This window comes from Paracoccus albus, assembly GCF_027913035.1.
Classification (GTDB): Bacteria; Pseudomonadota; Alphaproteobacteria; order Rhodobacterales; family Rhodobacteraceae; genus Paracoccus; species Paracoccus albus.
Genome location: NZ_CP115775.1, coordinates 441525 through 462775 on the forward strand (window position 1 = coordinate 441525; position 21251 = coordinate 462775).

15 protein-coding genes and 1 tRNA gene are annotated in these 21251 nt (G+C 59.2%); 13 read left to right on the forward strand and 3 right to left on the reverse strand.

Annotation, left to right across the window (positions count from 1 at the left end; all coding sequences use genetic code 11):
* Positions 1-13 precede the first annotated feature (13 nt).
* From PAF20_RS02250 to PAF20_RS02310, 13 genes are all read left to right on the forward strand, one after another.
* On the forward strand, positions 14-916 hold the full coding sequence (locus PAF20_RS02250) for a hypothetical protein (protein WP_271072134.1): 903 nt from the start codon (positions 14-16) through the stop codon (positions 914-916).
* 49 nt (positions 917-965) lie between these two features.
* On the forward strand, positions 966-1157 hold the full coding sequence (gene secE / locus PAF20_RS02255) for a preprotein translocase subunit SecE (protein ID WP_271072135.1): 192 nt from the start codon (positions 966-968) through the stop codon (positions 1155-1157).
* Positions 1158-1396: 239 nt separating this feature from the next.
* Positions 1397-1936: a transcription termination/antitermination protein NusG gene (gene nusG / locus PAF20_RS02260; protein ID WP_271072136.1), complete on the forward strand. Its 540-nt coding sequence runs from the start codon at positions 1397-1399 to the stop codon at positions 1934-1936.
* A gap of 72 nt (positions 1937-2008) precedes the next feature.
* Positions 2009-2461 carry a 50S ribosomal protein L11 gene (gene rplK / locus PAF20_RS02265; RefSeq protein WP_271072137.1) on the forward strand — a complete coding sequence of 151 codons (453 nt, stop codon included), beginning with the start codon at positions 2009-2011 and terminating at the stop codon, positions 2459-2461.
* Between the two features lie 3 nt (positions 2462-2464).
* Positions 2465-3166: a 50S ribosomal protein L1 gene (gene rplA, locus PAF20_RS02270; RefSeq protein ID WP_271072138.1), complete on the forward strand. Its 702-nt coding sequence runs from the start codon at positions 2465-2467 to the stop codon at positions 3164-3166.
* A 229-nt stretch (positions 3167-3395) separates the two neighbouring features.
* Complete coding sequence (gene rplJ, locus PAF20_RS02275; protein ID WP_271072139.1) at positions 3396-3911, forward strand: 50S ribosomal protein L10; 516 nt, start codon at positions 3396-3398, stop codon at positions 3909-3911.
* A gap of 66 nt (positions 3912-3977) precedes the next feature.
* On the forward strand, positions 3978-4352 hold the full coding sequence (gene rplL / locus PAF20_RS02280; RefSeq protein ID WP_271072140.1) for a 50S ribosomal protein L7/L12: 375 nt from the start codon (positions 3978-3980) through the stop codon (positions 4350-4352).
* 239 nt (positions 4353-4591) lie between these two features.
* Entirely contained in the window at positions 4592-8746 is a 4155-nt protein-coding gene (gene rpoB, locus PAF20_RS02285; protein WP_271072141.1) for a DNA-directed RNA polymerase subunit beta, read from the forward strand.
* 85 nt (positions 8747-8831) lie between these two features.
* A complete protein-coding gene (gene rpoC, locus PAF20_RS02290) occupies positions 8832-13061 on the forward strand; it encodes a DNA-directed RNA polymerase subunit beta' (RefSeq protein WP_271072142.1) in 4230 nt (1409 codons plus the stop codon).
* Positions 13062-13321: 260 nt separating this feature from the next.
* Positions 13322-15736: an endopeptidase La gene (lon, locus tag PAF20_RS02295; protein WP_271072143.1), complete on the forward strand. Its 2415-nt coding sequence runs from the start codon at positions 13322-13324 to the stop codon at positions 15734-15736.
* A gap of 104 nt (positions 15737-15840) precedes the next feature.
* Positions 15841-15915: transfer RNA gene (locus PAF20_RS02300), tRNA-Val, on the forward strand.
* A 205-nt stretch (positions 15916-16120) separates the two neighbouring features.
* Entirely contained in the window at positions 16121-16816 is a 696-nt protein-coding gene (locus PAF20_RS02305) for a CDP-alcohol phosphatidyltransferase family protein (RefSeq protein WP_271072144.1), read from the forward strand.
* Between the two features lie 95 nt (positions 16817-16911).
* Positions 16912-18384, forward strand: coding sequence for an ABC transporter substrate-binding protein (locus PAF20_RS02310; RefSeq protein ID WP_271072145.1), 1473 nt, complete (start codon positions 16912-16914; stop codon positions 18382-18384).
* A gap of 85 nt (positions 18385-18469) precedes the next feature.
* Here the strand turns inward: PAF20_RS02310 and PAF20_RS02315 are convergent, their stop codons facing one another.
* The 3 genes from PAF20_RS02315 to PAF20_RS02325 form a co-directional block, all read right to left on the reverse strand.
* On the reverse strand, positions 18470-19399 hold the full coding sequence (locus tag PAF20_RS02315; protein ID WP_271072146.1) for a lytic transglycosylase domain-containing protein: 930 nt from the start codon (positions 19397-19399) through the stop codon (positions 18470-18472).
* Positions 19400-19493: 94 nt separating this feature from the next.
* On the reverse strand, positions 19494-20333 hold the full coding sequence (locus PAF20_RS02320; RefSeq protein WP_271072147.1) for a hypothetical protein: 840 nt from the start codon (positions 20331-20333) through the stop codon (positions 19494-19496).
* Positions 20334-20463: 130 nt separating this feature from the next.
* Positions 20464-21243: a L,D-transpeptidase gene (locus tag PAF20_RS02325; protein ID WP_271072148.1), complete on the reverse strand. Its 780-nt coding sequence runs from the start codon at positions 21241-21243 to the stop codon at positions 20464-20466.
* Between the last annotated feature and the right edge of the window lie 8 nt (positions 21244-21251).

The following is a 21251-nucleotide window of genomic DNA, read 5'->3' on the forward strand; positions in this document are numbered from 1 at the left end:
GAAAAGCCCGCTCATGACCATTCGCGTTCACATCGGCGCTCATAAGACCGCAACGACAGAGATGCAGCAGGCATTCCGCCGCATGCGTGCGCGATTCGCAGAATCCCGCATGGCCGTTGTCGGACCGAAGGGTTTGCGCGGCGATTGGGTTTCATTGCATCGTGCATTGTTCACGGATGATACTGAAGCGCGCGCTCGTGCGAAAACAAGGTTTGGGCGTTGGCTGCGCAGGCACGACAATCACGTCATCTCGGAAGAGAATATCATCGGGGGGATCCATCGTCGCCGTATATTCGGAGGCAATAATCAGCTTTATCCTGATGCGGCGGTAAATATCGGCCTTCTGAGAGAGCTGTTGGGCAACCCCGAGATTGAGCTGTTCCTGTCGATTCGTGACCCGGCAGAGTTCGTGACCTCTGCCTATGGTCAGGTTTTGCGCGAAGGCGTGGCGCAGGACATAGAGGATTACACCGTCGGCTATGACGTTGCGGCGCTCTCATGGGCCGATCTCGTGGAACGGCTGCGCGACTGTGAGGGCGTGAGTCGCGTCATCTGCTGGCGCTATGAGGATTACGCGCAACTGCGACCAGAGGTCATGACGATGTTGTTCGGCCCTGAACTGGCGGCCCTTGTTCCACCAGCAGAAAGGCACAATGCCGGATATTCGCAGGCTGCGTACGATCAGTTCATTGAGTGGGTGATGGACGACGTGGATGAGCCATTTGTCGAGTTGCTTAAGCGTGCGCGGGACATGTATCCAAAGCTGCCCGGCGATCCGGGCATGAGGCTGTTTCCACCGGAAACCTACGAACGCAGCCGGGAATTCTACGCCAAGGATGTCGCCCGCCTGTCCCGGATACCGGGCGCAACCCTGCTTTGGCCTGCTGGTGAAGACCCGGCTGACTTGCCCGCTTGAAAATATCACGGCTCCGGTTTATCTGGACCGCTGCAACACGAGGATTCTCATGGCCAACCCCGTTCAGTTTCTGTCACAGGTGCGCGCCGAAGCCGCCAAGATCACATGGCCGACCCGCCGCGAGGTGGTGACGACGACGATCATGGTTCTCATCATGGCGACGCTGGCTGCGATTTTTTTCTTCCTCGTCGATCTTGTGATTCGCACGGGCATGGCGGCTTTGCTTGGGGCTGTCAGCTAAAGGTGACAACGGCTCGCTGAACGATTGGCGACAATTCGTTATTTAGTGCTGTCTGATTTACCGATATCCGGTGTGGTCAGGGTTGCAATTGGTTGCAGGCGGCTGTATGTCCGCCCGACCTGCCCGAAAGTCGGCGTGCACGATTCGTTGCGCGCCGGTTTCATTTTTCGGGCCGAACAGAATTGAACCGGACGGCCTGCCGTCCAGACAACGAAGAAGAAACAGGGGTCGATCGGAACATGGCAAAGCGTTGGTATTCGGTCAGCGTCCTGTCGAACTTTGAGAAGAAAGTCGCCGAGGCGATTCGGCAGTCGGTTACGGAAAAGGAACTGGAAGATCAGATTGATGACGTTCTGGTCCCGACCGAAGAAGTGATCGAAATTCGCCGCGGCAAGAAAGTGACGTCCGAACGGCGTTTCATGCCCGGCTACGTGCTTGTGCACATGGACATGAATGACCGCACCTATCATCTGGTGAACTCGATCAACCGGGTGACGGGTTTTCTTGGTGCGCAGGGCAAGCCGATGCCGATGCGCGATGAAGAGGTCAATCTGATCCTGCATCGCACCGGTGAGGGCGGGGCAGAGGCCGCGCCGCGCAATCTCATCCGCTTTGACGTGGGTGAAACGGTGAATGTGACCGACGGCCCGTTTGAGGGCTTCTCGGGCACTGTGGAAGAAGTCGACGATGCGGCTGCCCGCATCAAGGTGACGGTCTCGATCTTTGGCCGTCCGACGCCGGTCGAACTGGAATTCACGCAGGTCGCCAAGACCGCGTGATTGGTTGCGGGAGGCGTGAGCCGTACCGCTATGTCGGCCCCAAGCGGGGCGTGATGAAGAAGGAGAGGCCAGATGGCCAAGAAAGTTGTCGGGCAGCTGAAGCTGCAAATCAAAGCGGGTGAAGCAAACCCGTCCCCGCCCGTCGGTCCGGCCCTGGGTCAGCGCGGCATCAATATCATGGAATTCTGCAAGGCGTTCAACGCCAAGACGCAGGAAATGCAGAAGGGTTCGCCCGTCCCGGTGGTCATCACCTACTATCAGGACAAGTCGTTCACTTTTGAAACCAAGACTCCGCCCGCGTCCTTCCTGCTGAAGCAGGCCGCCGGCCTGAAGCCGGTCGGCAAGCGTAACCGCGCCAAAGGCTCGGAAAAGCCCGGCCGTGCAAATGCCGGTTCGGTCACCACCAAGCAGGTGCGTGAAATCGCCGAAGTGAAGATGAAGGACCTGTCCGCGAACAGCGTTGAGGAAGCGATGAAAATCATTGCCGGTTCCGCACGTTCGATCGGCATCGAGGTGAAGGGCTAAGTCATGGCAAAGATTGCAAAGAAAAAAGCCGCCGCCCGCGCTGCCTTCGAAGGCAAGTCGAACATCTCGGTCGATGAGGCTGTGAAGCTGGTCAAGGATAATGCCTCGGCCAAATTCGATGAAAGCGTCGAGATCGCGATGAACCTGGGTGTTGACCCGCGCCATGCCGACCAGATGGTCCGTGGTGTGGTCCAGCTTCCTGCCGGCACCGGTAAGGACGTCCGCGTCGCCGTTTTCGCCCGTGGTCCCAAGGCTGACGAAGCCAAGGAAGCCGGTGCGGAAATCGTCGGGGCCGAAGATCTGGTGGAATCGATTCAGGGCGGCAAGATCGACTTCGATCGCGTCATCGCCACCCCTGACATGATGCCGCTGGTCGGTCGTCTGGGTAAGGTCCTGGGCCCGCGCAACCTGATGCCGAACCCAAAAGTCGGCACCGTGACCATGGATGTCGCGCAAGCCGTGGCCGCCGCCAAAGGTGGTGAGGTTCAGTTCAAGGCCGAGAAAGCTGGTGTTGTCCATGCAGGCATCGGCAAGGTCAGCTTCGACGCCGACAAGATCGCACAGAACGTCCGCGCCTTTGTCGAGGCTGTGAACCGTGCGAAGCCGACGGGCGCCAAAGGCACCTATGTCAAGAAAGTCTCGATCAGCTCGACCATGGGGCCGGGTGTCACGATCGACGTTTCTGACGCTGTTGCCGCGCAGTAATTGAGTTTCGGCGGGGAAACCCGCCGGATGGCGGGGCGGAGCATTCCGCCCTGTCCTGTCCGAGACGGAGGGTGGGGGAAACCCCTTAATTTCCTTCCTGAGATGGGATCAAGAACATTTTCCGAACTTCGTTCGGGTGATCTTGGGACCGTCACGGACCCGACCCGAGGCCCATCCGGGCCAAGGGAAAGTGAGAGCCGGGGAGGAATCCCCAAACTTGGAGTTAACCGTGGATAGAGCACAAAAAGAACAGGTGGTCGAAGAACTCGGCCAGATCTTTGAAAGCTCTGGCGTCGTGGTGGTTGCCCACTACGAAGGGATGACGGTTGCACAGATGCAGGACCTGCGCGCGCGTATGCGTGAAGAAGGCGGGTTCGTTCGCGTTGCCAAGAACAGGCTCGCCAAGATCGCCCTGGAAGGTAAGCCCTGCGAAAGCATCGGCGAATATCTGACAGGCATGACCGTGCTGTCCTATTCGGAGGACCCTGTGGCTGCGGCCAAGGTCGCCGATAAATACGCCAAGGATAACGAGAAATTCGTGATCCTCGGCGGTGCCATGGGTGACACGGCGCTTGATCCGGCCGGTGTGAAAGCCGTCGCTGCGATGCCGTCGCGTGAAGAGCTTATTGCTTCGATCGCTGGCTGCATTGGCGCGCCTGCTTCGAACATCGCCGGTGCGATTGGCGCACCTGCTTCGAACATCGCGGGCATTCTTTCGACGCTCGAAGAGCGCGAAGCTGCCTGATGCAACATCTTCCCGACGTGTGGACGAAATCCGACGTTGGAACACAAACTTGGAAAGAACGGAAAAATGGCTGATCTGAAAAAACTCGCCGAAGAAATCGTGGGCCTGACCCTGCTGGAAGCCCAGGAACTGAAAACCATCCTGAAGGATGAATATGGCATCGAGCCCGCTGCTGGCGGCGCTGTGATGATGGCTGGCCCGGCTGCTGGTGCAGGCGAAGCCGCTGAAGAGAAAACCGAATTCGACGTCGTTCTCGTCGAAGCCGGTGCGAACAAGATCAACGTGATCAAAGAAGTTCGCGGCATCACCGGTCTGGGCCTGAAAGAAGCCAAAGACCTCGTCGAAGCTGGCGGCAAAGTCAAAGAAGGCGCTGCCAAGGACGAAGCCGAAGAGATGAAGAAGAAGCTCGAAGCGGCTGGCGCCAAGGTAGAGCTGAAGTAATCCGGTTTTCGGATGAAGACATGGGCAGGGTCCGGGATTTCCCGGTCCCTGCCGAACCTGTCTTGAAGGACGCTGATCGGATGCCTACATGGCATCAGCTTCCTTCAGGGCATGTTCAGGTTCGGGAGCCGCGCGGTGGGACGTGCGGCAGGTATTGAACCAGAACCCCTGACATTCGCAGGCCGCACGCTCCGGGCCCCGACGGTGCGCGCGCGTCAAGACGAAAGGTGCAAAACCCCATGGCGCAGTCATATGTCGGCCAGAAGCGCATCCGGCGCGGCTACGGTAATATCCGCGAAGTTCTCGAAATGCCGAACCTCATCGAGGTTCAGAAATCCTCTTACGACCTGTTCCTGAACTCGGGCGACAGCGATACCCATTCCGATGGAGAGGGTATTCAGGGCGTTTTCCAGTCGGTCTTCCCGATCAAGGATTTCAACGAGACCGCGACGCTGGAATTCGTGAAATACGAGCTGGAAAAGCCGAAATACGACGTTGAGGAGTGTCAGCAGCGCGACATGACCTACGCTGCGCCGCTGAAGGTGACGCTGCGGCTGATCGTGTTTGATGTCGATGAAAACACCGGCGCGAAATCGGTCAAGGACATCAAGGAACAGGACGTTTTCATGGGCGATATGCCCCTGATGACGCAGAACGGTACGTTCATCGTGAACGGGACCGAGCGTGTTGTCGTGTCCCAGATGCACCGCTCTCCCGGCGTGTTCTTCGACCATGATCGCGGAAAGACGCACAGCTCTGGCAAGCTGCTGTTCGCCTGCCGCATCATTCCTTACCGCGGCTCCTGGCTGGACTTCGAATTCGACGCCAAGGATCTGGTATTCGCGCGTATCGACCGCCGCAGGAAGCTGCCGGTGACAACGCTGCTTTATGCGCTTGGCATGGATCAGGAAGGCATCATGGATGCATTCTATGATACCGTCGGCTTCAAGCTGGAAAAAGGCAAGAAGGGCGCAGAAGGCGGCTGGGTCACGCGCTTCTTCCCCGAGCGTATGCGCGGCTCGCGTCCGGCATTCGATCTGGTGAATGCAGCGACTGGTGAAGTCATCACCAAGGCAGGCGACAAGGTTACCCCGCGTCAGGTCAAGCAACTGCTCGACGGCGGCAAGGATATCGACCTTCTGGTTCCGTTCGATCAGATCGTGGGCCGCTTCATCGCGAAAGACATCGTCAACGATGAAACCGGTCTGATCTATGCCGAAGCCGGTGACGAGATCACGGCTGAATACGACAAGGACGGCGAGCTGTCGGGTGGCTTGCTGAAGTCGCTGCTGGACAATGACATCACCGACCTGCCGGTGCTGGACATCGATAACGTCAATGTCGGCGCCTATATCCGCAACACGATGGCGTCGGACAAGAACATGAACCGCGAAGGCGCGTTGATGGACATCTACCGCGTCATGCGCCCGGGTGAGCCGCCGACCGTTGAAGCGGCCTCGGCCATGTTCGATAGCTTGTTCTTCGATGCAGAGCGTTATGATCTGTCCGCCGTTGGCCGGGTCAAGATGAACATGCGTCTTGACCTTGATGCGCCGGATACGCAGCGTACGTTGCGCCCGGAAGATATCGTGGCCTGTGTCCGCGGTCTCGTTGAACTGCGTGACGGCAAGGGTGAGATCGACGATATCGACCACCTTGGCAACCGCCGCGTCCGTTCGGTCGGCGAATTGATGGAGAACCAGTATCGCGTCGGCCTGCTGCGCATGGAGCGCGCGATCCGTGAGCGGATGTCCCAGACCGAGATTGATACGGTCATGCCGCAGGATCTGATCAACGCCAAGCCGGCGGCGGCCGCAGTGCGGGAATTCTTCGGCTCTTCGCAGCTGTCGCAGTTCATGGACCAGACGAACCCGCTGTCGGAAGTCACGCATAAGCGCCGTCTCTCGGCGCTTGGGCCGGGCGGTCTGACCCGCGAGCGTGCGGGCTTTGAAGTCCGCGACGTGCACCCGACCCATTACGGCCGGATGTGCCCGATCGAGACGCCGGAAGGTCAGAACATCGGTCTGATCAACAGCCTCGCGACCTTCGCGCGCGTCAACAAATACGGCTTCATCGAAACCCCCTACCGCAAGGTTGTCGAGGGCAAGGTCACCGACGACGTGGTCTATATGTCCGCGACCGAGGAAATGCGTCACACCGTGGCGCAGGCCAACGCGCAACTCGACGATGACGGCAAGTTCATCAATGAGCTGGTCAGCACCCGTCAGGCGGGTGACTTCATGCTGAACCCGGTCGACGCCGTCGATCTGATCGACGTGTCGCCCAAGCAGTTGGTTTCGGTTGCCGCAGCACTGATCCCGTTCCTTGAAAACGATGACGCCAACCGCGCCCTGATGGGTGCCAACATGCAGCGCCAGGCAGTTCCGCTTCTGCGGGCCGAAGCGCCGTTTGTCGGTACCGGAATGGAAGCGACCGTTGCCCGCGATTCCGGCGCAGCGATCATGGCCCGTCGCGGCGGTATCATCGACCAGGTCGATGCGCAGCGTATTGTTGTCCGCGCGACTGAGAACCTTGGGGCCGGCGATGCCGGCGTGGACATCTATCGTCTGCGCAAGTTCAAGCGGTCCAACCAGTCCTCGACCATCAACCAGCGTCCGCTGGTGAAAGTGGGTGAGAAGGTCGTGAACGGTCAGGTCATCGCTGACGGTCCCTCGACCGATCAGGGGGAACTGGCCATCGGTCGGAACGTGATCGTCGCGTTCATGCCGTGGAACGGTTACAACTATGAGGACTCGGTCCTGATTTCCGAGCGGATCCACCGCGACGACGTCTATACCTCGATCCATATCGACGAATACGAAGTCGCGGCCCGTGATACCAAGTTGGGTCCGGAAGAAATCACCCGCGACATCCCGAACGTCGGCGAAGAGGCGCTGCGCAACCTCGACGAGGCTGGCATCGTCTATATCGGTGCCGAAGTCGGGCCGGGTGACATTCTTGTCGGTAAGATCACGCCGAAGGGCGAAAGCCCGATGACGCCGGAAGAAAAGCTTCTTCGCGCCATCTTCGGTGAAAAGGCGTCCGATGTGCGCGACACCTCGCTGCGTCTGCCGCCCGGTGCTTACGGGACCATCGTCGAAGTCCGCGTCTTCAACCGTCACGGCGTCGACAAGGACGAGCGTGCGCTGCAGATCGAACGTGAAGAAGTCGAACGCCTGTCGCGCGACCGCGATGACGAGCTGGCGATTCTGGAGCGTAACATCTATGCGCGCCTGAAAACGCTGATCTCGGGCAAGACCGCCGTGAAGGGTCCGAAGGGCGTCAAGTCGAACAGCACCGTCGATGACGAGTTGCTCGGCTCGATCTCGCGCGGGTTGTGGTGGCAGCTTGCCATTGGCGACGAAGACACCGCAAAGGAAGTCGAGGCGCTGCACGATCAGTTCAACGCGCAGAAGAAAGCGCTCGACAACCGTTTCGACGACAAGGTCGAAAAGGTCCGTCAGGGCGACGACCTGCCTCCGGGCGTGATGAAGATGGTCAAGGTCTTTGTTGCCGTGAAGCGCAAGCTTCAGGCCGGCGACAAGATGGCTGGTCGTCACGGCAACAAGGGTGTTGTGTCCAAGGTCGTTCCGATCGAAGACATGCCGTTCCTTGCTGACGGGACTGCGGTCGACATTGTGCTGAACCCGCTTGGCGTGCCTTCGCGTATGAATGTCGGTCAGATTCTGGAAACCCATATGGGCTGGGCCGCGCGCGGTCTGGGGATCAAGATCGATGAGGCACTGGAAGCCTTCCGTCACGGTTCCGGCGATATGTCCGGCATCCGCGAGGCCATGAAGAACGGTTATGGCGATGAAATGTACGCCGAAACCTTCGACGGCATGGCGGATGAGCAACTGATCGAGCATGCCGAGGCCGTGCGCACCGGTGTCCCGATCGCGACTCCGGTCTTTGACGGTGCCAAGGAAGGCGACGTCGACGATGCGCTGCTGCGTGCCGGTTTTGACACGTCGGGTCAGTCCATCGTGTTTGACGGCCGCACGGGTGAGCCTTTCGCACGTCCCGTCACGGTCGGTGTGAAATATTACCTGAAGCTTCACCACCTGGTCGACGACAAGATGCACGCGCGTTCGACCGGTCCGTACTCGCTCGTTACCCAGCAGCCGCTGGGTGGTAAGGCGCAGTTCGGTGGTCAGCGTCTGGGTGAGATGGAGGTCTGGGCCCTTGAGGCTTACGGCGCCGCCTACACCCTGCAGGAAATGCTGACGGTGAAGTCGGATGACGTGGCAGGCCGGACCAAGGTCTATGAAAGCATCGTCAAGGGCGAGGACAATTTCGAGGCCGGCGTGCCGGAATCGTTCAACGTTCTTGTCAAAGAGGTCCGGGGTCTGGGCCTCAACATGGAACTCCTGGATGCGGAGGAGGAAGAGTGACGGATCATCCCGTGGTGGTGCGCCGAAGCGCACCCTACGGGGTCCGGAACTGCCCCTCCCTCGCGCCACTCATTAGGAATTGAAAATGAACCAGGAAATCGCCAACAACCCGCTGAACCCGCTGGCCCAGCCGCGGCAGTTCGACGAAATCAAGATCTCGCTGGCATCACCCGAGGAAATCCTCGCGTGGTCCTATGGCGAGGTGAAGAAACCTGAAACCATCAACTACCGCACGTTCAAGCCGGAACGTGACGGCCTGTTCTGTGCGCGTATCTTTGGCCCGATCAAGGATTATGAATGCCTCTGCGGCAAATATAAGCGCATGAAGTATCGCGGCCTTGTCTGCGAAAAATGCGGGGTCGAGGTCACGCTGCAAAAGGTCCGCCGTGAGCGTATGGGCCATATCGAGCTGGCCGCACCCGTTGCCCATATCTGGTTCCTCAAGTCGCTGCCGTCCCGCATCGGCCTGATGCTGGATATGACGCTGCGCGATCTGGAGCGGATCCTGTATTTCGAGAACTATGTCGTCATTGAACCCGGACTGACCGATCTGACCTATGGTCAGCTGATGACCGAAGAAGAGTTCATGGACGCACAGGACCAGTTCGGTGCCGACGCCTTCACCGCCGATATCGGCGCCGAGGCGATCCGCACCATGCTGGCCAATATCGACCTGGATGCGACGGCAGAACAACTTCGTGAAGAGCTGAAAGAAGCCACGGGCGAGCTGAAGCCGAAGAAGATCATCAAGCGTCTGAAGATCGTAGAAAGCTTCCTGGAATCCGGCAACCGCCCGGAATGGATGGTCATGACCGTCATTCCGGTCATCCCGCCGGAACTGCGTCCGCTGGTTCCGCTGGATGGCGGGCGTTTCGCGACCTCGGACCTGAACGACCTGTATCGACGCGTGATCAACCGGAACAACCGTCTGAAGCGCCTGATCGAGCTGCGTGCGCCCGACATCATTGTCCGCAACGAAAAGCGGATGCTGCAGGAATCGGTTGATGCGCTGTTCGACAACGGCCGTCGCGGCCGCGTTATCACGGGCAATAACCGCCGCCCGCTGAAATCGCTGTCGGACATGCTGAAAGGCAAGCAGGGCCGCTTCCGCCAGAACCTGCTGGGTAAGCGCGTGGACTTCTCGGGCCGTTCGGTCATCGTGACCGGGCCGGAACTGAAGCTTCATCAGTGCGGGTTGCCGAAGAAGATGGCCTTGGAACTGTTCAAGCCGTTCATCTATTCGCGGCTTGAGGCGAAGGGGTATTCGTCGACCGTCAAGCAGGCCAAGAAGCTGGTCGAGAAAGAGCGTCCCGAAGTCTGGGATATTCTGGACGAGGTTATTCGTGAGCATCCGGTTCTGCTGAACCGTGCGCCGACGCTGCACCGTCTGGGTATTCAGGCGTTTGAGCCGATCCTGATCGAAGGCAAGGCGATACAGCTTCACCCGCTGGTTTGTTCGGCCTTCAATGCCGACTTCGACGGCGACCAGATGGCCGTGCACGTCCCGCTGAGCCTTGAGGCCCAGCTGGAAGCCCGCGTTCTGATGATGTCCACGAACAACGTTCTGTCGCCCGCCAACGGCGCGCCGATCATTGTTCCGTCGCAGGACATGATCCTTGGTCTCTACTACACGACCATGATGCGCGAAGGCATGAAGGGTGAGGGCATGTCCTTCGCCAATGTCGATGAGGTCGAGCACGCCCTTGCCGCAGGCGAGGTTCATCTGCATGCCAAGATCAATGCCCGTCTCAAGCAGATTGATGAAGACGGCAATGAGGTTATGCAGCGCTTCGAAACCACGCCGGGCCGTCTGCGCCTTGGCGCGCTGCTGCCGCTGAACGCGAAAGCGCCGTTTGAGCTTGTGAACCGCCTGCTGCGCAAGAAAGACGTGCAGCACGTGATTGATACCGTCTACCGCTACTGCGGCCAGAAAGAGGCGGTGATCTTCTCGGACAAGATCATGGGTCTCGGCTTCCGCGAAGCGTTCCGCGCCGGTATCTCCTTCGGCAAGAACGACATGGTGATCCCGGATAACAAGTGGGACATCGTGGGCGAAGTTCAGGATCAGGTGAAAGAGTTCGAACAGCAGTATCTGGACGGTCTCATCACGCAGGGCGAAAAGTACAACAAGGTTGTCGATGCCTGGTCGAAATGTAACGACCGCGTCACCGACGCCATGATGTCCACCATCGCCGCAACCCGCAAAGACGACGCGGGCGCGGAAATGGAGCCGAACTCGGTCTATATGATGGCGCATTCCGGTGCGCGTGGTTCTGTCACCCAGATGAAGCAGTTGGGCGGGATGCGCGGCCTGATGGCCAAGCCGAATGGCGAAATCATTGAGACGCCGATCATATCGAACTTCAAGGAAGGTCTGACCGTTCTTGAATACTTCAACTCGACCCACGGCGCCCGGAAGGGTCTGTCGGATACCGCGTTGAAGACGGCGAACTCGGGTTATCTGACCCGTCGTCTGGTTGACGTGGCGCAGGACTGCATCGTGCGTGAGTACGATTGTGGCACCGAACAGGCGATCAATGCCTCTGCTGCGGTCAATGATGGCGAAGTCATCTCTCCGCTGAGCGAGCGTATTCTGGGCCGTACCGCGGCAGAGGACGTGCTGGTTCCGGGCACGGATGAGGTCATCGTCCGTCAGGGCGAGCTGATCGACGAGCGCAAGGCCGATACGGTCGAGGCCGCTGGTGTTCAGAACGTCCGCATCCGCTCGGCCCTGACCTGTGAAAGCGAAGACGGTGTCTGCGCCATGTGCTATGGTCGCGACCTGGCCCGTGGCACGCTGGTCAACATTGGTGAAGCTGTCGGCATCATCGCCGCCCAGTCCATCGGTGAACCCGGCACGCAGCTGACGATGCGGACGTTCCACATCGGCGGTGTTGCCCAGGGTGGTCAGCAGTCCTTCACGGCTGCGAACCAGGAGGGCACCGTGTCCTTCGAGAATGAGGCGACCATTACCAACGACATGGGCGAGCTGATCGTCATGGCGCGGAACATGGTGCTGAACCTGATGAACAAGCAGGGCGAGCCGGTGGCTTCGCACAAGCTGTTCTACGGCTCGAAGCTGATGGTGAAGGAAGGCGAAGAGGTCATCCGTGGCCAGAAGCTGTTCGAATGGGACCCCTATACGCTGCCGATCATCGCGGAAAAGCCGGGTGTCGCAAAATTCGTTGATCTTATCTCTGGCCTCTCGGTCCGCGACGATACCGATGATGCGACGGGTATGACCCAGAAGATCGTGACCGACTGGCGCTCGACCCCGAAAGGCGGCGATCTGAAGCCGGAAATCATCGTTGTCGGTGCTGATGGCGAACCTGTTCGCAACGATCAGGGCAATCCTGTGACCTATCCGATGTCGGTGGACGCGATTCTGTCCGTCGAGGACGGGCAGGAGATCAAGGCCGGTGACGTTGTGGCGCGTATCCCGCGCGAAGGTGCCAAGACCAAGGACATCACCGGGGGTCTGCCCCGCGTGGCGGAACTGTTCGAGGCGCGCCGTCCAAAGGACCACGCGATCATCGCCGAAATCGACGGCTATGTGCGCTTTGGCAAGGACTACAAGAACAAGCGTCGTATCGCGATCGAACCGGCGGAAGAGGGGCTGGATCCCGTCGAATACATGGTGCCGAAAGGCAAGCACATCCCGGTGCAGGAAGGTGACTTCGTGCAAAGGGGTGAGTATATCATGGACGGCAATCCGGCCCCGCATGACATCCTGCGGATCATGGGGATCGAGGCTTTGGCCGACTATCTCATCGACGAGGTGCAGGACGTCTATCGACTGCAGGGCGTGAAGATCAACGACAAGCATATCGAAGTGATCGTTCGCCAGATGCTGCAGAAGATCGAGATCCTGGACAGCGGCGACACCACGCTGCTGAAAGGCGAGCATGTCGAGCGCGACGAGTTCGAGGAAGAAAACGCCAAGATCGAAGCCAAGGGCGGCAAGCCCGCGACGGGTGAGCCGGTTCTGCTGGGCATTACCAAAGCGTCGCTGCAAACGCGCAGCTTCATTTCGGCCGCGTCCTTCCAGGAAACGACCCGCGTGCTGACCGAGGCCTCGGTTCAGGGCAAGCGCGACAAGCTGGTTGGTCTGAAGGAAAATGTTATCGTCGGCCGTCTGATCCCAGCCGGTACGGGTGGCGCGACAATGCGGTTGAAGAAGATCGCAGGCGACCGTGATGCGGAAGTGATCGAGGCACGTCGTGCAGAGGCCGAGGCCGCGGCAGCGTTGGCCGCCCCGACCGAGTTCGCAGAAGCGGTCGATACCTCCGCCGAAGAAGTTTCTGCTGACGATTGATCTTTCTGAGACGCTAGATACTGAAAGGGCCGGGCGGGAATGCCTGGCCCTTTCGCATCCGACTTTTGGGAAGCACCGCCAGCGTGTCATGCTTAACGTTGTACGGTTCGGCATATGCTTTGGCTGAAGCTGCTCAACCAGCGATACTGCCCAAAACGTTCGGCATTGAATCGCCTATGTGCAATGCCTAGATTTAGCTGACGCAGGGGGTCCGTGTTGCCGATCTTGGGACTCGCGCCCTCGGGCTTGAAAGGAAGAACATGACCGATATCATTCATTCGCATCCCGTGCTGCCGCTGCGCGATATCGTGGCGTTCCCGCACATGGTCGTGCCGCTTTTCGTCGGTCGCGACAAATCCGTGAGGGCACTCGAAGCGGTCATGGCCGATGACCGTCCGATCCTTCTGGCAACGCAGAAAGACGCGGCGGTCGATGAGCCGACCGATGAAGGTATTTACCGTGTCGGCGTTCTGGCCAATGTGCTGCAACTGCTGAAACTGCCCGACGGCACCGTCAAGGTGCTGGTCGAGGGGCAGCGCCGTGTCGAAATTACGAAATTTCTGGATAATGCGGACTATTTTGAGGCTGAAGCAACACCTCTGATCGAAGAGCAGGGTGATGCAGACACCGTGACTGCGCTGAGCAATGCGGTTGCCGAAGAGTTCGAGAAATATGTTAAGATCCGCAAGAATGTCCCGGATGAGGTTGTCTCGTCCGTCGCGGAATCGACCGAACCCGAAAAGCTTGCCGATCTGGTATCTGGCCACCTTGGCATCGAAATCGCGCGTAAGCAGGAGCTTCTGGAAACGCTCGTCGTCGCTGAACGGCTGGAGAAGGTATACGGCCTGATGCAGGGCGAAATGTCTGTTCTGCAGGTAGAGAAAAAGATCAAATCGCGCGTCAAAACCCAGATGGAGAAGACGCAGCGCGAGTACTATTTGAATGAGCAGATGAAGGCCATTCAGAAAGAGCTCGGCGATGGTGAGGAGGGTTCGGACGAACTCGCCGAACTGGAGCAGAAGATCGCAGAGACCAAATTCAGCAAGGAAGCCCGCGAAAAGGCGGAATCCGAACTGAAGAAGCTGAAGTCTATGTCCCCGATGTCGGCAGAAGCGACCGTCAGCCGCAACTATCTGGACTGGCTGCTGGCCCTGCCGTGGGGTGTGAAGTCTCGGACGAAGAAGGATCTCGGCAAGGCCGAGCAGGTCCTTGATGCCGATCACTATGGGCTGGAAAAGGTCAAGGAACGCATTGTCGAATATCTGGCCGTGCAGGCGCGCAGTCAGAAGCTGAAAGGCCCGATCCTCAGCCTCGTTGGTCCTCCCGGCGTGGGTAAGACTTCGCTTGGCCGCTCGCTGGCGAAGGCGACGGGTCGCGAATTCATTCGCATCAGCCTTGGTGGTGTGCGCGATGAAAGCGAGATCCGGGGTCACCGCCGGACCTATATCGGCTCCATGCCCGGCAAGATCATTCAGGCGCTGAAAAAGGCCAAAACCACGAATCCGCTTATCCTGCTCGATGAAATCGACAAGATGGGGCAGGATTTCCGTGGCGACCCGGCAAGCGCGATGCTGGAGGTGCTGGATCCCGAGCAAAACTCGACCTTCGTGGACCACTATCTTGAGGTGGAATACGACCTGTCGAACGTCATGTTCGTGACCACGGCCAACAGCTATAACATGCCCGGGCCGCTGCTCGACCGGATGGAGATCATTCCGCTGGCCGGCTATACCGAGGATGAAAAGCGTGAGATCGCGCGCCGTCACCTGCTGCCCAAGCAGGTCAAGGCGAATGGTCTGCGCAAGGGTGAATTCAGCGTCACCGACGACGCGCTGACCCATGTCATCCGCTATTACACGCGTGAGGCTGGCGTACGTTCGCTGGAACGCGAAATTGCCAAGCTGGCGCGTAAGGCGGTGACAGAGATCCTCAAGGGCAAGGTCAAGACTGTCGAGGTCGACGCCGCGAAGGCCGAGGAATATCTGGGCGTTCGCCGCCATCGCTATGGTTTGGCCGAGAAAGAGGATCAGGTCGGCGTCGTGACAGGGCTTGCATGGACGCAGGTCGGTGGCGATCTGTTGCAGATCGAGGCGCTGAAGCTGCCCGGAAAAGGGCGCATGAAGACGACAGGTAAGCTTGGCGATGTGATGAAGGAATCCATCGACGCCGCGTCCTCTTTCGTGCGTTCCGTCGCGCCAGAGCTTGGCATCAAGCCGCCGGAGTTCGAGAAGCGGGACATCCACGTCCACGTGCCTGAGGGTGCGACACCCAAGGACGGCCCGTCGGCTGGTCTGGCGATGGTGACCTCTGTCGTGTCGGTGATGACTGGCATCCCGGTCCGCAAGGATATCGCCATGACTGGTGAGGTGACATTGCGCGGCAATGCGCTTGCGATTGGCGGGTTGAAGGAAAAGCTTCTGGCGGCCCTTCGTGGCGGCATCAAGACGGTGCTTATCCCTGAAGACAATGCCAAGGATCTGGTCGAGATCCCGGCAAACGTGAAAGAGGGGCTGGATATCATCCCGGTTTCCAACGTCCGCGAGGTTCTGAAACACGCGCTTGTGCATATGCCCGAGCCTGTCGAATGGGACGAGGCGGCCGAAGAAGCCGCTGAAGCCGCGCGTCAGGCGGCCGCCCGTGGCGAGCGTGACGGTGCGACCCGCACGGCACATTGACAGGAAAGGGGCGCGGTTGATTCCGCGCCCCCTTTCGCTTCTGCGTCGGCGCTGCGCCGAAACCCCTTGCGCAGCAATGCAGCCGGGGCTATCTAGCGCCCCACGGGTGATTAGCTCAGCGGTAGAGCGCTTCGTTCACATCGAAGATGTCAGCGGTTCAAATCCGTTATCACCCACCATTATTCCAAGAGCGCTAAGGTAAGCTTTACGGTCGCGCAGCGCCCTTAAGTGGGGCGGCTTCGCGAAGTCGTTTGTTGTCGGAATGACCTGCTGCGGAGCACACGCCGAAGGAATGCGGACGTGTAGACTTCCTATGGCGGGCTTCCCCGGCTTACGAGCGCCATTCTCCTTGCGCCTATTTTGCCGGAATGCGACAACCGCCTGATGGAAATACGCCTGAAAGCCCTGTTCGTTCATCTGCTAACTGCCTCTGGTGCGGTCTTCTCTATGTTGGCGATGCTTGCCGCCGTGGAAGAGCGGTGGTCGCTGATGTTCTTCTGGCTGATTGTCGCGCTAGTTGTCGACGGTATCGACGGCCCGCTGGCGCGGCGGTACCGGGTCAAGGAAACCTGGCCGCTATACGATGGCGTGCTGATGGATCTCATCATCGACTTCCTGACCTATGTGTTCATACCGGCCTTTGCGCTGTTCAAATCAGACCTGCTGCCGGGCTGGACGGGGTGGTTCGCAATCATTGCGATCACTTATGGATCAATTCTATATTTCTCTGACACGCGTATGAAAACGCGTGATAATTCCTTTGCAGGGTTTCCTGCTTGCTGGAATATGGTTGTTCTCGTCTTATTTGCGTTGAAGCCGAATTTTTGGCTTATCCTTCTTATCGTCGCGGTGCTGACCGTGGCGATGTTCACCAACGTAAAGTTTGTCCATCCGGTCCGCACGCAACGCTGGCGGGCCATCTCCTTGCCGATGGCTGCCGCGTGGGTGGCTTGTGGGATATGGGCGATCCTTGTCGACTTTCATCCGTCCAGCTGGGCCAACTGGGGCCTTGTGATCACAAGCCTCTGGCTGATCTTCGCGGGTGGATTGCAGCAACTGACAGAGCCGCGAGAGCACTGACGGCCGCCAGCTTGTGCCAGGCCAACGTGGATAGGCCTTGATTACCGGCGATATTTTCCCATTATACCGCCCAGCTTAGACCTTTGGGGGGAACAATGTTCCAACGCTGGACGATCACAACCGCTGCAATCGCACTTCTCACGACACCCGCTCTGGCCCAGCAGGATGGCATTACGCTTGGCATGGTGCTGGAGCCGCCGAGCCTTGATCCAACGGGCAATGCCGCTGCCGCTATCGACGAAATCGTCTATTCCAATGTGTTTGAGGGGCTGACGAAGTTCGCGCCCGACGGCACCATCCAGCCAGCTCTGGCGAGCAGTTGGGATGTGGAGGATGACGGCAAAACCTATATTTTCCACCTGCAGGAAGGCGTGAAGTTCCACGACGGTGCGGACTTCAACGCTGAAGATGTCGTGTTTTCGCTGGATCGTGCGCGGGCCGATGATTCGACCAATCCGCAGAAAACGCTGTTCGAGGGCATCGAAACGGTAGAGGCCGTCGATCCTGTCACCGTGCGGATCACACTGTCCGCCGCGGATGGGATGTTTCCGTTCAAGATGGCTTGGGGCGATGCGGTGATGCTGGATGAGGCCTCGGTTGCCAATGAAGCGACCCAGCCCGTCGGCACAGGGCCGTTCCAGTTCGGAGAATGGCGTCAGGGCGATTCCATTCGTCTTGATGCGTTCGAGGGCTATTGGGGCGACAAGCCGGCACTGAAGACCGCCACCTTCCGCTTCATCGGTGATCCGACCGCTGCCTTTGCGGCGATCATGGCAGGCGATGTCGATGCCTTTCCCATCTTTCCCTCGACCGAGACTCTGGCGCAGCTGGAGGCCGATCCCCGCTTCAAGGTCATCGTCGGCACGACAGAGGGTGAGACGATCCTGACGATGAACAAAGCCGTACCGCCGCTCGACAATGTTCAGGTACGAGAAGCGATTGCACATGCCGTTAACCGGCAGGAGATCATTGACGGGGCAATGTTCGGCTACGGCACGCCGATCGGCACGCATTTCGCGCCGCATCACCCGGACTATGTCGATCTGACCGAGCAGTCGGCCTATGACCCAGAGCGTGCCAAGGAATTGCTGGCAGAAGCCGGGATAGAGGACCTGACCCTACGTCTGGCCCTTCCGCCCACGCCCTATGCTCGTCGTGGCGGGGAGCTGCTGGCGGCGCAACTGCGTGCCGTGGGCATCGAAACTGAGGCGACCAATATGGAATGGGCGCAATGGCTGGAGACGGTCTATACGGGCAAGGATTACGATCTGACCATCATCAGCCATGTCGAGCCCATGGATATCGGCATCTATGTGCGCGATGATTACTATTTCAATTACAGCAATGATGAGTTGAAAGAGGTACTGGCAGAGGCAAACAGCACAACCGACGATGCCCGTCGTTCCGAATTGCTGAAGCAGGCGCAGACGATCATAGCCGATGACTATGCAAACGGATACCTGTTCCAGCTTGCCAAGACCGGCGTTGCAAATGCCAAGATCGAAGGGTTGTGGGAAAACTCACCGACCCCTGCCAATGATCTGTCTCAGGTTCGCTGGACGGAGTAATTAGGGCGTAAAGCGATGAAGGGGCGCCGGTCTGCGGCGCCCTTTTCAGTTGAGCATATGGTGTGAGTTACAAGGTTTCGGCCGATCAGTTGCGCAAAACGATACAGCTCAGCCCGACCGAACGCGCCCTTTGGCAGAAGCGATTTGCCTCTGATCTGGAATTCCAGCCGACCTGCGCGGTGTAGACCCGCGGCGCGCCTTTGCGCAGGGTGCGCCTGACATAGCTGACGCGCTTGCCGTCAAGGATCGGGCTGAGGGCACGGTTGAAGCGGTTGGCCTGACTTTGCGCGCCTGCGCGGGTCCGGTGTGACGCCAGGATCACGCCCCAGGGCAGAACGGGGTCACTGGCCTGCGACGGCGCAAACTCTCGCAGGGTCCGGTTTCCGGCAAGCTTTGTACAGGCGGGCAGGAAGGCTGTGTCACCATCCAGACGCAGGTCCAGTTTATCCGGCGTCGGCGGATCGTCGCGCCAACGCCAAGCGTTGAAGCCGGTGATGGCTTCGACATAATCCTGCGTCTCGTAGGGCAGGGTGCCACCGTCCTGAAGAAAGCGTGCCGCCCGGTTCTCGCCACCGTTATAGGCGACAGCGGCCAGCCCGATGGAGCCGAAATAGTCGCGCAACCGGCGCAGGTAGTTGGCTGAAACCTGAATCGCCTCTGCCGGGTTGTATGGGTCATGCAGCCCGACGATCCGCGCCGTGCTGGGGATAAACTGGGCGATGCCTTCGGCCCCGGCAGGAGAGACCGCGCTCGGCTCGAACCGGCTTTCCTTCCAGATCAGGCGCGCGAGAAAATTCTTGTCCAGACCCTCTCGCGAAGCGGCGCGTTCGATGGTCCGGCAGACATCGGCGACATAAGTTTCAGCGCGAATACAATGCAGGCCATCATCTGTGCAGCGTTCGTTTTTGGCTGCCGTTTTCGGCGCCCTTCCGTCGATGGCGTCAACGGCAGGCCGTGCCAGAGCAGTCTGCCCGCTCAGGCACAGAACCAAAACAGCAGTCAGGAATCGTCGCATTCGACCGCTCTCGCATTAACCCGTCTGTCATCGGGATTAGCAAATTGCCGGACCGGGTGAAACCTCGATCCGGCATTAGAGCGGTGATCGAATGTCAGCCCAGATCGGCTGCGGCCTTGCGCGCGCGCCGTGTGATTTTCTGTGCCTTGCGTTGGGCCTTTCGCGCCTTCTCCTGAGCTTCTTTTGCCGCGACGGTAAATTTCTTCTTGCCCTTTTCAGACGCCTTCGCAGCGGCCTTTTCAGCCTTTGCCAGTGCCTTTTCGGCCTTTGCCATTTGACGGTCGGCCTTCTCGGTCAGTTCCTTCACGGTCTCGGCGGTTTGCTTGTCGTTGATGGCTTGATTATCAGCCTGTTTTGGCGCCTTGCTCCGCGCTGATCCAGCGGTCCTGACGGGTGGTTTGGCCTTGGCGCGGCCCTGTGCGGGTTCCCTGCGTTTCGCGACTGCTGAAACGCCATTGTCAGCCGCGGATGAGGTGGATGACGCCTGAGCGGCCACCGCTTTCGGTTGAGCTGCCTTACGCGGGCCGTTGCCGCGACGATCACTCGTCTGTTTTGAGCGGGAAGAACGGGCACCCCGTGCCGCAGGTTTGCGCGGTTCCTGCGGTTTCGTGGCCCTGCGGCTTCTGGCGGCTGCCACCCCATCTGCCTTACCTGTTTTGCCGTTCGTCTTGGTTGCCCTACGGCGGCGGTTGCGCTCATTCACTGCACGTCGCGTCGCTGTTTCAAGATAGGCAGAGCGCGGGCGCGCACCCTCGGCGGCCGGTTTGCCCTCCTCGGCTTTGATGGCGCCATCCCGCGCGGCCTCCAGTTGGACGATCAGCTTTGCCAGATCTTCATCAGATTGATTGCGTAGCTTCGGCTGGCGGGATTGTGCGGAAAGCTCCTGCTCATCGGCGGAAAGGACCTTACGCTCTTCATTGGCAAAATTAGGCATGGGGTTCCCCAAAACGAACAATACCAAACTCACATAGCCTAAATGGGCCAATTAGAAAAGTTAATCAGGTATATACATTAAAAAGCCCCGGTGAATGTCGCCGGGGCTTTCCGTATTGGTGTGTTCAGGATCAGCCTTCGATGATCACGCTTTCAACGGGGCTGGTGCCCGGTGCAGCGGTCGTCATCGGCGTCTGGTTCGCGGGGATCGCGTAACCTTCCGGCGATTCAACGACCGGACCTTCGTAGCGAACGCTTTCCGACTGCGAACGGACATGAACGGTGGTGCCGTTCGGGATCCGGTTAAACAGGTCCATAATGTCCTGGTTGAACATGCGGATACAACCGGCCGAGGTCGCCTTGCCGATCGAGGAATCGTCCAGCGTGCCGTGGATACGGTAGTAGGTGTCGCGGCCATTCTGATACAGATACAGCGCACGCGAACCCAGCGGATTGTCCTTGCCGCCTGCCATGCCACCTTTCAGCGGGCCGTAAAGTTCCGGCTGCGTGCGGACCATGTTTGGGGTCGGGGTCCAGCTGGGCCATTCCGCCTTGCGCGCAATGGTCCCGTTGCCTGCGAAGTTCTTGCCGGCTGCGCCAACGGCGACGCCATAACGCTCTGCCATGCCGCCTGCCTGCACATAGTACAGAACACGCGCGAACGGATCGACGACAATGGTGCCTGCCTCCTCAGGGCCATTGTAAGGCACGGTCGTGCGCATCGTGCGTTCATTCAGATAGGCGGATTTGACAGCGCTGATCTGAATGGGCTCCCCATTCGGGCCGGTATCGGTGCGGGCTTCGTAATAGGCGGGGACGACCTTGGTCGGCGCGGCTGGTGCCGTTTGGGTGGTCGGGGCACAAGCGGCCAAGCCGACGACCACGGCAAGCGCGATAGAGATGAGGCGCATTCTGACTT